A 15,379-nucleotide genomic window follows, 5' to 3' on the forward strand; every position below is an offset into this window, starting at 1 on the left:
TCCTTCCTTGCAAGCCTGTTACCACTGGTAGCTGAAGCTGAGACCAACATAGTGGGCCTGATAATCGTGGCTCAGGGAGCCAAGCAAAATCAGGTTGGGGATCGAATCCGGCATCAGGCCATCGTTGCCCCAATCCATGTCCTGATAGTCTTCGTACAACCAATCGAGGCGCATCGACATGTTGTCGGCCAGCTGATAATCCGCCCAGGCGCTGAGGTTGTGACGGGTAGCGCTGTAGGGGCCATACACCACTGACAAGCCCTGGCTGACCTCGGTGTCACTGGCGCCATCGCTGTAGCCGTAATCGATGCCGAGCGTCAGCTTGTTGTCCATCAGCTGCTGCCATTTCAGGCCCAGGCTGGCACTGGTTTGGTCGTCTCGGTTTTCCGCCTGCCAGAAACTGACACCATTGGCGCTGCCGGTTTGGCGGTTATCGCGCCAATCCTGGCCAAAGAAGCCGTTGAGGCTCAGGTTGTCGCCCAGTGGATAAGCCGCGTTCAATCCATAGCCGGTGTAGCGTACTTCGGTGAGGCCAAGCTCGGTTTCCAGATAGTCTTCAAGGCCGGTGTGCAGGTTGAACTGAATGGAGACCTCGTTGAAGTTGTGGTCTGTCATCAATCTCAGCTCACGCTTGTCGCGATCGGCAAGGAAATACTGCCGCATGGCGCTCTGGTTGGCCGCTTGGGTCAGTTCGCTGGTTTGGTAACTGTCGCCGCGTCGGGCCCGCACTTCACCCATCAGACTCACGCGCCATCCGGGCATCAGCTGTGCCCGCAGTGCCGCTTCGACGCTGTTTTCAAACACAGAATCGCGGCTCAGGCCGGAATACTGGTTATGGTCGTAGCTGTAGTTGGCATCCAGGTTCCAGTTACTGCCAAAACGGTATTTGGCGCCAAGCTTCAGTAACTGGCGGGTGCGGTCGTAAGGGGTATTCTGGACTTCACCGCGATAGATGCTGTCGGTGGTTACCAGCGGATACCAGGCCTGCTCGGTTTTGTTATCCCGGTCGCGATAATCGTAGGAGCCATAGACAGAGAGCTCGCGACTGAGCCGATTACGGTAACTGAGCCCAAGCTCCATCATATCGACCTGGGTGTCGGCACTGGCGTGGGGCAGCGCTGGCGAGGGGCCGGTCACAGTGGCGGGCAGCAGCGGGTCGTCCTGGGTCATGCGGGCAAAACGGCTGTGGATCAGTGCTTGCTGTGCGCCTTCAAAAAACTGCAAGTCCCCGCCAAGGCTGAAGGCCTGATTGTCCGGGTCTACTGCCATCTGGCCGTTATAGGCGGCGCCAAACGTGGGGTAAAAGGCATTATCGAAGGCCAGGCGTTGATGATCGTTTTTGTATTTGCTGATTTGGCCATTGAGGCCACCCAAAAAACCTTCGCCGCGCCAGTACAGCCGTGCTTCCAGGGTGTCGGTACTGTCGTCGATGGGCTTGGCAATCATGGCGGCGTTGGTCAGCAGATTGACCGCGCTTCGACTGGCGCCGCTGCGGGTTTCATGGCGGAAGTTAAGCTCGGTATCAAAACCCTCGCCTTTTACCGTGCCGCCGAGGGTGAAGCGCTGGCGCTTCTTCTCAAGGGTGACTGTTGCAGCATTATCGAGTTCCGTCATTCCGGCGGTGGTGCCAGCCGCTTGCCAGTTGTCCGGCAGACGCAGGTTATCACCGTCTTCACGGTAAGGACTGCGCGCGGCGTTACTGTCGAAGCGGGCCAGAGCGCGGTAATCGAGATAGAAGCGATAACTGCCGGGCTTGGCAATGCTCAGATTGGCGCTGGCAGCATCGAAGCCCAGTTTGTCGGCTTGAAAATCGAGGCGGTAGTCGTTTTCGCCCCGGTCATGGATATCGGCACTGAGGAAGGCGGTGGCACCGTCTGTGTCTGTCCCTGTGGTGTTGCCGATATGGCTGTCTTTGCCATTCTGCAGCGCAACCCCTGCGGTGACGGACGATGTTAGCTCAGTTTTCGACTGGCAACCTTTGCACACCCAGGCCTCTTGCTTGATGGTGCTGCGGTTGGCGTCTTTCAAACCGTAGCCAGCCGATGCCTGCGCGGACAGCGCCGAGGCCACGGCCAGTGCCAGTGCCAGCAGGCTGAGGGCGGTATTGGGAAATGGCTTCATTATGACCTCCTCAGCGTTGCAGCAATTTGCCGGATGGGTGATTGGAACCATGCACCTGGCTGTGGCAGTTCATACAGCTTTGGCCTGCGGTAAAGGCGCTGGGTGCGGCGTTGAATTGGGCATTGGCGGTGTGACCAACGCTGGCGTGGCACTGCTGACACAGTTGCGGCGCCTTGATGGTGAGCATGGCTTCGTTGACGCTGCCGTGGGGATTGTGGCAACTGACACAGTTATCGGTAATCGGGGCGTGTTCCCACAGTTTGGGGCCGCGCTTTTCAGCGTGGCAGGCATAGCAGTTCTCATTAATGCTCATTTGTTTTAAGCCGGCTTCACCCTGGCTGCCGTGGGGATTGTGGCAGTCGCTGCACACCATCTGGTTGCTTTCAAGCGGGTGGCTTGAGCGCTTATGCATGTCGGCTTTTTGGGCGAGGTGGCAATTGGTACATACCTCAACCTCGGTTTGCTTGTCGGTGATGGGGTCTTTGGCGGTATGGATAAGGTGGCAACTGGCGCAGGGGATATCGGCGCTGTTGTGATGGCTTCCTTCCCATGCCATGCGTTTGTCGTCCTGATGGCAGGACATACATACCGAATTTTGCTTGTCGGCGGGAATTGGCGCGTCTTTGCCGAAGGTGATCATCGGCTCCTTGCCACCTTTGTTGTGATTGCCCATGGGGCCGTGGCAGGCTTCGCACTGGAGATCGGCCATAGGTGAGGCGCTCGAATGGGTGCTGCCATGCACATTATCGAACAGTGCCATGACGGTGGCGCTCTTTTTATGGCACATCAAACAGGAGTCGGCTCCCTTGGAGGAGTATTTACCTTCGGCAAACTTTTTATCGAGGGTGGCTTCGATTTCACTGGGGGGCATGTCTTTCCAGGGCGTGGCTGCCAACTGGAACGAAAACAGCAGGCAAAGCAGACCCAGGGTCAGCTTGCTGCCAAGCAGGGGGATGTCCATCTTCATTCTCACACTTCCTGACGCGCGTTCGGGTTTATAGTTATTCTGTGATTGCTAATTCAGTAAATTGGCAAAGCACTAAAACAAGAGTGTAGAGCAAAATTGCGACAAGTCATTAACAGGCGCGTGTCTGGTATGTGGTAATTTGGTTGATTTTCCAAGGAATATCAGCGGAGTGTGATGTTAATCACATTTTAATTGTGGTTTCTTGTGGAAGGCACTTTCAAGAACTTTGCAGCCCCCGTTTATTCCTTCGGATTTTTGCCTCATAATTGGCATTAATTGAAAACTATTATCGTTACCAGTCAAAAAATTGATCCAGGTACGATTATCGAATGACAGACTTGGATAAAATGCCGGTCAGTCAAAGATCAAGATGGAACAGGGTGGACCTTGTTAATGAAATTGAGTGACCTTCGCCCGGGTGATAAAGCTGTTATCGCCGAAGTCGGGCAGCTCGACCTGCCACAAACCGTCAAGCGCAAGCTGTTGTCGATGGGGATCACCCCCAATACCCGACTGACCTTTATTCGCAAGGCGCCACTTGGCAGTGGGATTGAGCTGGATATCCGCGGCAGCAAGCTGTGCATGCGTCAGGAGCTGGCGGAAATCATCGACGTCAATCCCATCGAGAGCGGAGCTGCCCATGGCTAAACAATTTCATTGCGTTACCGTTGGTAATCCCAACGCCGGTAAATCGACCCTGTTCAATGCCCTCACAGGTGCCAACCAGCAGGTAGGCAACTGGTCCGGGGTCACCGTTGAGAAGAAAACCGGCCACTTTAGCCTCAGTGGCGCCGATGTGTATCTCACCGACTTACCCGGCATTTACGACATTCTGCCCGCCGGTCGCAGCTGCGATTGCTCCCTCGATGAGCAAATTGCCCAGCAATATCTGGCCGAGCAGCACATGGATGGCATTATCAACCTGGTGGATGCGACCAATATTGAGCGTCACCTGTACCTGACCGTACAGCTGCGCGAGCTTGGCATCCCCATGGTGGTGGTGGTCAATAAAATCGATATCGCTTTAAAGCGCGGTGTGCATATTGATACCCAGAAAATGAGTCAGGAACTTGGCTGCCCTGTGGTAGCCGTGTGCGCCCGAGATGCCAAAGATGTGGTCAAGGTGCAGGAGCAAGTGGTTTCGCTGCTCGAAGGAAAGGTTTCTGAAGCGCCGTTGGTGCTCAATTACGAGCGCGCCATTGAAGCCGCTGTGGCCGAGCTGCAAGCCAAAGACACCAGTCTGCCACGGGGCAGGGCGCTTGCCATGCTCGGCAACGGCCTTGGTTGTGGCTCCTGTAAAAACAGTGAGTTTGAATCGGAAGTGAGCCGCTGCGCCGATGGTCTTAAGGCCCAGGGGCTGGACATTGAGCTGATGGTTGCCACCACCCGCTTCAACTTTGTTGAACAGGTTTACCGCAGCGCTGTGGCCAACGATGAAGCGCCAACCCTGAGTGACCGTTTGGATCAACTGGTGTTGCATCCGCTGCTGGGTGTGCCTGTGTTCCTGCTGGTCATGTATCTGATGTTCATGTTTGCCATTAACGTGGGCAGCGCCTTTATCGATTTCTTTGATATCAGCGCCGGCGCCCTGTTTGTGGATCACTTTGGTGCGCTTCTTGGTAGTTGGGGCGCGCCTGAGTGGCTGGTGACCCTACTGGCTGGCGGCATTGGTCAGGGCATTCAAACTGTGGCGACCTTTATTCCGGTGATCATGGCGCTGTTTTTGGCGCTGTCGGTGCTGGAAAGCTCGGGCTATATGTCCCGTGCCGCTTTTGTGGTCGATGGTTTGATGCGCCGCATCGGTCTGCCCGGAAAAGCATTCGTGCCTATGATTGTGGGCTTTGGCTGTTCAGTACCGGCGATTATGGCTACCCGCACCCTTGGCAGTGAGCGCGAGCGCATCGTGACCGGTATGATGGCGCCCTTTATGTCCTGTGGTGCCCGCTTGCCGGTTTACGCCCTTTTTGCTGCGGCCTTCTTCCCGGAATCGGGTCAGAATCTGGTGTTCCTGCTTTATATCATCGGCATTATCGCCGCCATCGGCACAGGCCTTTTGCTTCGCAGCACCCTGCTGCCGGGGGTGAGCAGCGCCGTGGTGATGGAACTGCCGAACTATGAGATGCCCAAGTTCAAGGCGGTATTGTCCCGTACCGGCAAGCGTACCAAGAGCTTTATTCTCGGCGCGGGTAAAACCATCGTGCTGGTGGTGACCTTGCTGAACTTTATCAACGCCGTGGGCGTGGATGGCACCTTTGGCCATGAAGACAGCAGCGAGTCTGTACTCAGTGTTGTCAGCCAAAAAGTGACCCCAATTTTCAGTCCCATGGGTATAGAAGCTGATAACTGGCCGGCGACGGTTGGCATTATCACCGGGATTTTCGCCAAGGAAGCGGTCGTGGGCACCCTGAACAGCCTCTACAGCACGCCGGGCAGCGACGATGAAGGTCTGACGCCGCTGTCTGAATCCTTCAGCGAGGCGCTGGCCACCATTCCGGCAAACCTGCTCGGCATTGCCCCTGAAGATCCCATGTCGATGTCAGTAGGTGATGTGTCCAGTGTGGATACCGCCGCCGAAGAGCAAGGCGTGGACAGAAGTACCTTCAGTGCGCTGCAAAGCGGCTTTGCCGGACAACTGGCAGCCTTCTCTTACCTGGTGTTTGTGCTGCTGTACACGCCGTGCGTTGCGGCCATGGGCGCCCTGGTGAATGAGTTTGGCAAGGGCTGGGCGGTGTTTGCCGCGACCTGGACCTTTGGTCTTGCCTATGGCGTGGCGACCCTGGTGTATCAATGGGGCAATGTGGCGGCGCATCCGCTGCAAACCCTGGCCTGGACCACAGTGATTTTGGGTGCGCTGGTGGCCTTCTATTTCTACCTGAAGCAAAAGGCTAAGAAGACCCAGCAGATTATTCCGGGGATCAGGGTGATCACGGGCTGATTGTCGCCTTGAGTTTTTAATGAGAAGCAGCCTTGCGGCTGCTTTTTTATGGGCATTATCCCCCTTGGCAGAGTTTTTGATACAGGGGCATTGTCAGCGGGGGATTTCTGTAGGATCATGCAGGTTTTGACAAATTTGCCACTGTTTGCAAAAGAGGAGCTCCATGAGTCACGTGGACAACGAAGTACGTCCCAGTAACTTCATTCGCAATATCATAGATGAGGATTTGGCCAGCGGTAAGCACACCAGTGTGCACACGCGTTTTCCGCCTGAGCCAAACGGCTATCTGCACATTGGTCACGCCAAGTCTATCTGTCTGAACTTCGGTATCGCAGAGGACTACAAGGGCCAGTGCAACCTGCGTTTTGATGATACCAACCCTGAAAAAGAAGACATCGACTATGTTAATTCGATTCAGGAAGACGTTAAGTGGCTCGGATTCCAGTGGGATGGCGAGGTTCGCTATTCATCCAACTATTTCGATCAGCTCTACGGCTATGCAGTTGAATTGATCAACAAGGGCCTGGCCTATGTGTGTTTCCTCAATGCCGAGGAAACCCGCGAATACCGTGGCACCCTGAAAGAGCCGGGCCGTAACAGCCCTTACCGCGACACCTCCCCCGAAGAAAACCTGGCGCTGTTTGAAAAGATGCGCGACGGTGGCTTCAAAGAGGGTGAGTGTGTGCTGCGTGCAAAAATCGATATGGCGTCGCCCTTTATGTGTATGCGCGACCCTGTGATTTACCGCGTGAAGTTTGCCCATCACCACCAGACCGGTGACAAGTGGTGCATCTATCCGATGTACGACTTTACCCACTGTATCTCGGATGCGCTCGAAAACATCACCCATTCACTGTGTACGCTGGAGTTCCAGGACAACCGTCGTCTGTATGACTGGGTGCTGGATAACCTCAATGATTTCCAGGCGCCTAACCGTACCCGTCAGTACGAGTTTTCCCGTCTGAATCTTGAATACACCCTGATGTCCAAGCGCAAGCTGAACGATCTGGTGGTACGTGGTTTGGTGTCCGGTTGGGACGACCCACGTATGCCAACCATCGCCGGTCTGCGTCGCCGTGGTTACACCCCGGCCTCTATCCGCGAGTTTTGTCAGCGCATTGGTGTGACCAAGCAGGACAACCTGGTGGAAGTGGGCATGCTGGAAGCCTGTATTCGTGAAGATCTTAACGAAAACGCCCCACGCGCCATGGCGGTTATTCGCCCTATTAAGGTGATCATCGAGAACTTCACTGCACCTGAGCTTGAGTATGTGAAGGCGCCTGTGCACCCCAACCTCGAAGAGATGGGTGAGCGTGAGCTGGCGTTTGGCCGTGAGATCTATATCGATGCTGCCGACTTCCGTGAAGAAGCCAACAAGCAATACAAGCGCCTGGTGCTGGGCAAGGAAGTGCGTCTGCGTAATGCCTATGTAATCAAGGCTGAGCGCTGCGAAAAAGATGCCGAAGGCAATGTCACTACTGTGTACTGCACCTACGATCCTGAGACCCTGGGCCAAAACCCAAGCGATGGTCGCAAGGTGAAAGGTGTGATCCACTGGGTAGAAGCAACCACAGCGCTGCCTGCCGAGTTCCGCCTCTACGATCGTCTGTTCATCGATGCCAATCCGGCTGCCGCTGAAACCGTGGATGAAGTGTTGAACCCGGGTTCGCTGGAAGTGGTGCACGGCTTTGCCGAAGCGCCGCTGGCCAATGCCAAGGCTTCGCAGGCGTATCAGTTCGAGCGAGAAGGCTACTTCTGTGCCGACAGCAAAGACTCCGCCCCAGGCAAGCTGGTGTTTAACCTGACTGTGCCACTGCGCGAATCATTCTAATCGGATGAGCCACTGAAAAAGGCGCCATTTGGCGCCTTTTTCTTTTTACGGATGTTGCTGCAGCCTGTTATTGCAGCATAGGGCCGAAGCCGAGGCTCCAGAGGATCACGCTGCCTGCCATCAGGGCAACCAGCAGTACCAGGCCTGCGGTGACCACGGAACTTGCGTAGATAAAGCCCTTCTCTTCAGGGATGTTCATGATGATGGGCACCCCGGTATAGAGCAGATACACAGAGTAAGCCAGTCCAACCAAACCAACGACCATCATAAACCAGAGCACCGGATAGAGCGCCGACAGGCCGACCATGAACAGTGGGGTAGCTGTGTAGGTGGCAAGTTCAAGTGCCTGGGTGAAATCGGGTTTTGCGTCGAAGGTAATGGCCATCCAGTGGGCCAGATAGGCCAGGGCAAAGACCCCGGCAATCAAGCCGAAGTACATGCCGACTGACATGTAAAGTGCGCTTTGGCTGGTCAGGAACAAAGGCTCTCCTGCGCCCGGGTTCCATCCGATATGGGCCATTGCAAAATAGCTGCAGATAGGTGGGATGAGCGCAATCAACAGCAGGTGGCTCATACTGCTTTTGAGCGCCTCGTGGTTCTTTTCGATAGTGTGCCACTCTTCTTTTGGATGAGTGTATAACCCCAATAAGTGATTCAATATCATTATAATTATCCTTGTTTAGCAGTGGTTCCCATGCTCGCCAAACTTCAGACGAACCTTTTACAGCTCTGAGGTTATTTATTGAACAAAAATTGATGTCCGTCAAGGTGTGCCCGAAACTGTGCTGTTAACGGGCTTTGCAAGTCAGTAAAATGGCGCTCTTTCAGCCCCAAGGAGAAACCTAAGGTGATGCAGGAGTTGTTGGCGCCGGTGAAGGCATTTTTGGCCTGTGAAACCCCGGATGCCTGGATAGAAAAAGCCAAAAGTCCCGAGATGTTGCAGGCCATTTTGGTGGATCACTGTAACTGTGAGCTCAAGGCCGCCCAGACGGCGCTGTTTCTGATCCGTAAGTATGCCGTTGATCCCGCCTGCAACGAGGCTCTGCTTGCCTGGGTTAAGCCCTATGAGACCTTTGTTTACCATAAAGACCGTGATATGGCGGCGTTTCTGGCCCGCAGCGGCAAGAAAAACGATCTCGATGTGGCGCTCACGCCCAAGGCGGGATTTGCCCACGGTGATGAGCTTATTGCCAAAATGGTGCGGCTGATTAAGGAAGAGTTTCATCACTTTGAGCAGGTGCTGGAAATCATGCATGAGCGCGACATTCCCTATGCCAGTCTCAATGCCGGCCGTTACGCCAAGGGGATGATGAGCCATGTGCGTACCAACGAGCCTGCCACCCTGGTGGATAAGCTGATTGTCGGCGCCTTTATTGAGGCTCGGTCCTGTGAGCGCTTTGCCAAGCTGGCCCCCTTTATGGACGAGGAGTTGTCGCGCTTTTATGTGTCTTTGCTGCGCTCAGAAGCGAGGCATTATCAGGATTATCTGAAACTGGCCGAAGCGGTGGCAGGGGCCAATATCGATGAGCGGGTTGCCTATTTTGCGGCGGTGGAAGCCGAGCTTATTCAATCAGCCGATGATGAGTTTAGGTTTCACAGTGGCACGCCACTGAATTAATCTGTGCCGCGATCCAGAAGGTGTGTTAAGCCTGGGCCATAGCCCGGGCTTTTTTGTTGCTGGCCATTACTGCAGATAGGTATTAGTTGCCGAATGGCAGTTCGAGCAGTTTGGCACCCGCGGCGCTGACTTCAAGCACGCTGCCTTGCTCGTACCAGTCTCCCACCACGATGCGCCTGCCCGCGCTTTCTTCATGGATGGCGGGTCTGTGGGTGTGGCCATGGATCATCTGAGTGCAGTGGTGCTTTTGCAACAGCTCAGCCACGGCGCTGGGCTCGGCATCCATGATGTACTGACTTTTCATCTGATTACCGGCCTTGCTTTTGGCCCTCAAATTAGCGGCAATCCGCAGGCGGCGATTTTCAGAAAGCTTGCCGTAGACCCATTTGGCCCAAGGCTGATTTCTGAACCAACGAAAGCGCTGATAGCCCTTATCCAGAGTGCACAGACTGTCACCGTGCAGCAGCAGGGTAGGGATGCCATAAAGGTCGATTTGGTGCACTTCATCAAGTAATTGCATCCGGCTTAATGCGGCAAATTGCTTGCCAATCAAAAAGTCGCGATTGCCATGAATAAAGTAAACCGGCAGTTTTTGGCTGAGTTTGGCGATGTCGGCAGCGATATTGAGCGCGAAAGGCTCGGCAATATCGTCACCCACCCAAACCTCGAACAGATCGCCCAGAATATACAGGGCATCGACATCATCGAAGGGTTGAGACAGGAAGCGGCGAAAAGCCGCGGTGATATCGGGGCGATCTGCACTTAAATGCAGATCGCCGATAAAGAGGGTACGCATCTGCCTGGGATTAGCCTTCGATGCTGACCTTCTCAATCACAACCGCTTCCAGAGGCACATCCTGGTGCATGCCACGGTTGCCGGTGTTCACGCCCTTGATGGCGTTGACTACGTCCAGGCCTTCAACTACTTCACCGAATACGCAGTAACCCCAGCCCTGCATAGACTCAGATTTGAAGTCCAGGAAGGTGTTGTCGTTGACGTTGATGAAGAACTGCGCAGTGGCAGAGTGAGGATCAGACGTACGGGCCATGGCGAGGGTGCCAACCTTGTTGGACAGGCCGTTGTTGGCTTCGTTCTTGATAGGATCATGGGTACGCTTTTGCACCATATCCTCGGTGAAACCACCGCCCTGGATCATAAAACCATCGATTACACGGTGGAAAATGGTGCCGTCGAAGAAACCTTCGCTGGCGTAACGCTGGAAGTTTTCAGCAGTTACTGGGGCTTGTTCGTGGTTCAGAGCGATTTTGATATCGCCAAAATTGGTGTGCAATGTGATCATTTTTGCAGTACTCATTTGAAAATGTCGCCGGATTCTAACTTATCTGGCACGGCCCTGAAAGTGCAGTATTCAAGGCGTTTTGACCATGATAGACTCACAGGCTTGATTTTACACCCATTGGTAAGTGGAAAGAGAACAATAATGTTGAAGATATACAACAGTATCAGTCGTCAAAAAGAGGAGTTTAAACCTATACAGCCCGGCAAAGTCGGTATGTATGTTTGTGGTGTGACGATCTATGACCTGTGCCACATCGGCCATGGTCGTACTTTTGTGTGTTTTGACATGATTGTGCGTTATCTGCGTTACCGTGGTTATGAGGTAAATTACCAGCGTAATATCACCGACGTGGATGACAAAATCATCAAACGTGCCAATGAAAACGGCGAGAGCTGCGACAGCCTGACTGAGCGCCTGATTGGTGATATGCACGCGGATTTCGATGCGCTGAATATGGTGCGCCCAAGCTTTGAGCCCCGCGCTACCCTGCACATCGATGAAATCATCGACATGGTGAATCGCCTGCTCGACCGTGGTCATGCTTATGTGGCGGCCGATGGCGACGTACTGTTTGATGTGTCTTCCTACGCCGCATACGGCCGTTTGTCAGGCCAGGACCTCGAGCAGTTGCAAGCCGGTGCCCGGGTGGAAGTGGATGAAAACAAGCGTAACCCGATGGACTTTGTGCTGTGGAAGATGTCCAAGCCCGGCGAGCCTACCTGGGATTCGCCATGGGGTCCGGGTCGCCCAGGCTGGCACATCGAGTGCTCGGCCATGAACAGCAAGCACCTGGGGCTGCACTTCGATATCCATGGCGGCGGCAGTGACCTGCAGTTCCCGCACCATGAAAACGAAATTGCCCAGTCCTGCTGCGCCCACGACACACCTTATGTGAACACCTGGATGCACACAGGGATGGTGATGGTAGATAAAGAAAAGATGTCCAAGTCCCTTGGCAACTTCTTTACCATCCGCGACGTACTGGCTCATTACGATGCCCAGACCGTGCGTTACTTCCTGCTCTCTGGCCACTATCGCAGCCAGCTGAACTACAGCGAAGACAACTTAAAGCAGGCCCGCGCCGCCCTTGAGCGTATGTACACAGCGCTTAAAGGTTTGGATTTGACCGTGGCTGCCGCCGGTGGCGATGAGTTTGTCAGCCGCTTTGTTGCAGCGATGGACGATGATTTCAACACCCCAGAGGCCTATTCTGTGCTGTTTGATATGGTGCGTGAAATCAACCGTCTCAAGGCGACCGATATGGCAGCTGCGTCTGCGCTGGCAGTCGTGCTTAAAGATCTGGGCGCTGTGCTCGGTATTCTGTCTTCCACCCCAGAGGCATTTTTGCAGGGTGAAGGCAGCGCCGATGAAGTGGCTGAAATCGAAGCCTTGATTGTTGAGCGTAACCGAGCCCGCGCCGAGAAAGACTGGCCGGCTGCCGATGTAGCCCGCGACCGCTTGAATGCCCTTGGCGTAGTGCTTGAAGATGGCCCGGAAGGTACCACCTGGCGCAAAAAGTAAGCCGCGCCTTTATCTGGTTGAGTCCAAACAAAAACGCCTGCATCCGCAGGCGTTTTTTATGGGGCTGAAAACCACATCAGTCGTGATAGTCAGTCGTGATAGTCAGTCACGATAGTTAGTCGTGATAGTTTTCGGCGGCGTAAAGGGTGTTTTCCAGCAGGCTCGCAATGGTCATTGGGCCCACACCACCTGGTACCGGAGTAATAAAGGATGCGCGCTCGGCTGCCACATCAAACTCTACGTCACCCACCAGACGGCCATCGTCCAAGCGGTTGATGCCCACGTCAATCACAATGGCGCCGGGCTTAATCCAGTCACCCGGGATAAAGTGTGGCTTACCCACGGCCACCACCAACAAGTCAGCTTGGCGCACCTTTTGTTCCAGGTTGCGGGTGAAGCGGTGACAGGTGGTAGTCGTACAACCGGCGAGCAGCAGCTCCAGGGTCATAGGGCGGCCAACAATGTTGGAGGCGCCTACCACTACCGCATCCAGACCATAGGTATCCACGCCGGTGGAGCGGATAAGGGTCATGATGCCCATCGGGGTGCAGGAGCGCAGCACAGGAATACGCTGGGCCAGGCGACCTACGTTATAAGGGTGGAAGCCGTCCACGTCTTTGTCGGGGCGAATGCGCTCAATTACCTTGGAGGATTCGATATGCGCCGGCAGCGGCAATTGCACCAGAATGCCGTCGATAGCAGGGTCTTCGTTGCAGCGGTCAATCAGCGCCAGCAGATCTTCTTCGCTGGTGGTGTCCGGCAAATCGAAAGACTGGGACAGGAATCCCACTTCTTCACAGGCTTTGCGCTTGGAACCAACATAGACCTGAGAGGCGGGATCCAGACCAACGAGGATCACGGCCAAACCCGGAATGCGCTGGCCAGCCTCTTTACGGGCTTTGACCTTGTCGCTGAGGGTGGTACGGATGGCACTGGCAATGGCCTTGCCATCAATATTTTGGGCTGTCATGGGTGTAGGGCTTCCTTTATTTGGCGGGCTCTGGACCGCCTGAGGTTTTTAGCGCGCATATTCTAACAGCCAAGGCGCAGAGTGTCATTGCTCCCATTGGGGAGAAATCCCGATAACTCTGTATTGTTCTATAATTCGCCAGGCAGATTTTTGCCTTAAAAAAATCGTTGACGGGTGTCAGGTGAGGGGATAAGATGCGCTCCGTTCTGACGCGAGGCGTCAAAAACAAAGACTTCTCGGTGATTAGCGCAGTCTGGTAGCGCATCTGCTTTGGGAGCAGAGGGTCAGAGGTTCGAATCCTCTATCACCGACCAAATTTTAAGGCGATGCAGGTATGCGTCGACCGCCCCGGATAGGCTTCAACGTTGGTTGATACCTTGCGCCCGTAGCTCAGTTGGATAGAGCATCCGCCTTCTAAGCGGATGGTCGCAGGTTCGAATCCTGCCGGGCGTGCCAAAAATTCAGTGGTGATTGTAGCTCAGTTGGTAGAGTCCCGGATTGTGATTCCGGTTGTCGTGGGTTCGAGCCCCATCAGTCACCCCACTTCTTCTAGAAGCTTAAAAAGCGGCCAATGGCCGCTTTTTTTCTACCTTTATACCCGCCTTTCAGGCTCGACTCGGGCAATAACGGTGGCTATAATGTCGCGTCTTGATAACTGTCAACCATCTGCGACCCGTGCTGGCGCGTCAGTCGCGACAGGCATTAAAGTCAAATTAAGAAGATCAAGAACTGAACACCTGAATAGTTGATGACTCGGCTATTTACAAAGGACGTTAGACATATTTCGAGGTAAAACAATGCAAGTTTCTGTTGAAACAACTCAAGGCTTAGAGCGTCGCCTGACCATCTCTGTACCTGCCGAGCAGATCGAGAAACTGGTTAACGAGAGCCTGAAGCGCGAAGCCAAGCGTGCCCGTATTCCTGGTTTCCGTCCTGGCAAAGTTCCTATGAGCGTTATCAGCAAGCGCTATGGCGCCGCTATCCGTCAGGACGTGACTGGCGAAATCATGCAGCGCAACTTTGTTGAAGCCATCATCGCTGAAAAACTGAACCCAGCCGGAGCGCCTATTTTTGCTCCTGGCAGCAGCGACGCTGACAAGTTTGAGTTCGTAGCAACTTTTGAAGTGTACCCAGAAGTTGAACTCAAAGGTCTGGACGCCATCGAAGTTGAGCAGCCAAAGGCTGAAGTTACTGCCGCTGACGTAGACAACATGATTGAAACTCTGCGCAAGCAGCACGCCACTTTCGAAGCCGTTGAACGCGCTGCCGAAGATGGCGACAAAGTGACCATCAACTTTGTTGGCAGCATCGACGGTGAAGAATTCGAAGGCGGCAAGGCTGAAGGTTTCGACCTGCAGCTGGGCAGCGGTCGCATGATCCCTGGTTTCGAAGAAGGCATCAAAGGCCACAAGGCCGGTGAAGAATTCGATATCGACGTGACTTTCCCTGAGGAATACCACGCCGAAAACCTGAAAGGCAAAGCGGCCAAGTTCGCTATCACTCTGACTGAAGTGAAAGCTGCCAACCTGCCAGAAGTGAACGACGAATTCGCCAAGCTGTTCGGTATCACCGACGGCGGCGTAGACGCTCTGAAAGCTGAAATTAGCAAGAACATGGGCCGTGAGCTGGAACAAGCTCTGAAAGCCAACGTGAAAGAGCAGGTAATCAACGGTCTGCTGGCTGCTAACGAAATCACGCTGCCAAAAGCCCTGATCGACGGCGAAATCAACGTACTGCGTCGTCAAGCCGTTCAGCGTTTCGGCGGTCAGACTGCCAACATGCCTGAGCTGCCAGCCGAGCTGTTCGCCGAGCAAGCCGAGCGCCGCGTTAAAGTGGGCCTGCTGCTGGGCGAAGTGATCAAGTCTAACGAACTGCAAGTGGAAGATGAGCGCGTTCAGGCGCTGATCGCTTCTATGGCTTCTGCCTACGAAGATCCATCTGAAGTAGTTGAATACTACAACGGCAACAAAGAGCTGATGCAGAACATGCGCAACGTGGCTCTGGAAGAGCAAGCCGTTGAAGCGCTGCTGAAATCTGCAAAAGTGACCGAGAAGGAAGTTGCTTTTGAAGAATTTATGAACAAGGCTACCGGCCGCGCGTAACCGCAGCTTGACT

The 15,379-nt window shown here is 54.3% G+C and carries 12 protein-coding genes and 3 tRNA genes; 9 read left to right on the plus strand and 6 right to left on the minus strand.

Going from position 1 to position 15,379, the window contains the following annotated elements; genetic code table 11:
• Positions 1-18 precede the first annotated feature (18 nt).
• Both STH12_RS03850 and STH12_RS03855 read right to left on the minus strand, forming a co-directional pair.
• A complete protein-coding gene (locus STH12_RS03850; RefSeq protein WP_164551139.1) occupies positions 19-2,121 on the minus strand; it encodes an MtrB/PioB family decaheme-associated outer membrane protein in 2,103 nt (700 codons plus the stop codon).
• 10 nt (positions 2,122-2,131) lie between these two features.
• Positions 2,132-3,088: a DmsE family decaheme c-type cytochrome gene (locus tag STH12_RS03855; protein ID WP_126166337.1), complete on the minus strand. Its 957-nt coding sequence runs from the start codon at positions 3,086-3,088 to the stop codon at positions 2,132-2,134.
• A 393-nt stretch (positions 3,089-3,481) separates the two neighbouring features.
• Here STH12_RS03855 and STH12_RS03860 point away from each other — a divergent pair, with 393 nt between their 5' ends.
• The 3 genes from STH12_RS03860 (at position 3,482) to glnS (ending at position 7,854) form a co-directional block, all read left to right on the plus strand.
• Positions 3,482-3,736, plus strand: a complete 255-nt coding sequence (locus STH12_RS03860; RefSeq protein ID WP_126166338.1) for a FeoA family protein — start codon at positions 3,482-3,484, stop codon at positions 3,734-3,736.
• Positions 3,729-6,023 (plus strand): Fe(2+) transporter permease subunit FeoB, encoded by a 2,295-nt coding sequence (gene feoB / locus STH12_RS03865; protein ID WP_126166339.1) that lies wholly within the window; start codon positions 3,729-3,731, stop codon positions 6,021-6,023. The genes STH12_RS03860 and feoB overlap by 8 nt, the downstream gene beginning before the upstream one ends.
• Before the next feature lie 163 nt (positions 6,024-6,186).
• Positions 6,187-7,854, plus strand: a complete 1,668-nt coding sequence (gene glnS, locus STH12_RS03870; RefSeq protein ID WP_126166340.1) for a glutamine--tRNA ligase — start codon at positions 6,187-6,189, stop codon at positions 7,852-7,854.
• A gap of 67 nt (positions 7,855-7,921) precedes the next feature.
• Here the strand turns inward: glnS and STH12_RS03875 are convergent, their stop codons facing one another.
• Positions 7,922-8,518: a Yip1 family protein gene (locus STH12_RS03875; protein WP_126166341.1), complete on the minus strand. Its 597-nt coding sequence runs from the start codon at positions 8,516-8,518 to the stop codon at positions 7,922-7,924.
• A 186-nt stretch (positions 8,519-8,704) separates the two neighbouring features.
• Between STH12_RS03875 and miaE the strand changes: the two genes are divergently transcribed.
• Positions 8,705-9,472, plus strand: coding sequence for a tRNA isopentenyl-2-thiomethyl-A-37 hydroxylase MiaE (gene miaE / locus STH12_RS03880; protein WP_126166342.1), 768 nt, complete (start codon positions 8,705-8,707; stop codon positions 9,470-9,472).
• Positions 9,473-9,554: 82 nt separating this feature from the next.
• Here the strand turns inward: miaE and STH12_RS03885 are convergent, their stop codons facing one another.
• Both STH12_RS03885 and STH12_RS03890 read right to left on the minus strand, forming a co-directional pair.
• Complete coding sequence (locus STH12_RS03885; protein WP_126166343.1) at positions 9,555-10,268, minus strand: UDP-2,3-diacylglucosamine diphosphatase; 714 nt, start codon at positions 10,266-10,268, stop codon at positions 9,555-9,557.
• A gap of 10 nt (positions 10,269-10,278) precedes the next feature.
• Positions 10,279-10,773, minus strand: coding sequence for a peptidylprolyl isomerase (locus STH12_RS03890; protein WP_126166344.1), 495 nt, complete (start codon positions 10,771-10,773; stop codon positions 10,279-10,281).
• A 141-nt stretch (positions 10,774-10,914) separates the two neighbouring features.
• Between STH12_RS03890 and cysS the strand changes: the two genes are divergently transcribed.
• Positions 10,915-12,294, plus strand: a complete 1,380-nt coding sequence (gene cysS, locus STH12_RS03895) for a cysteine--tRNA ligase (protein ID WP_126166345.1) — start codon at positions 10,915-10,917, stop codon at positions 12,292-12,294.
• A 115-nt stretch (positions 12,295-12,409) separates the two neighbouring features.
• On the opposite strand, the gene folD is transcribed toward cysS, so the two are convergent.
• Positions 12,410-13,264: a bifunctional methylenetetrahydrofolate dehydrogenase/methenyltetrahydrofolate cyclohydrolase FolD gene (gene folD / locus STH12_RS03900; RefSeq protein ID WP_126166346.1), complete on the minus strand. Its 855-nt coding sequence runs from the start codon at positions 13,262-13,264 to the stop codon at positions 12,410-12,412.
• 237 nt (positions 13,265-13,501) lie between these two features.
• On the opposite strand from folD, the gene STH12_RS03905 reads away from it, so the two are divergent.
• The 4 genes from STH12_RS03905 to tig all read left to right on the plus strand — a co-directional run bounded on the left by STH12_RS03905 (position 13,502) and on the right by tig (position 15,366).
• A tRNA-Pro gene (locus STH12_RS03905) sits at positions 13,502-13,578 on the plus strand.
• Positions 13,579-13,643: 65 nt separating this feature from the next.
• Positions 13,644-13,720 (plus strand) — tRNA-Arg (locus STH12_RS03910).
• Positions 13,721-13,731: 11 nt separating this feature from the next.
• Positions 13,732-13,807: transfer RNA gene (locus STH12_RS03915), tRNA-His, on the plus strand.
• Positions 13,808-14,061: 254 nt separating this feature from the next.
• Positions 14,062-15,366, plus strand: a complete 1,305-nt coding sequence (gene tig / locus STH12_RS03920) for a trigger factor (RefSeq protein WP_126166347.1) — start codon at positions 14,062-14,064, stop codon at positions 15,364-15,366.
• Positions 15,367-15,379: the final 13 nt, after the last annotated feature.

Origin of the sequence: Shewanella khirikhana (assembly GCF_003957745.1) — a bacterium.
Classification (GTDB): Bacteria; Pseudomonadota; Gammaproteobacteria; order Enterobacterales; family Shewanellaceae; genus Shewanella; species Shewanella khirikhana.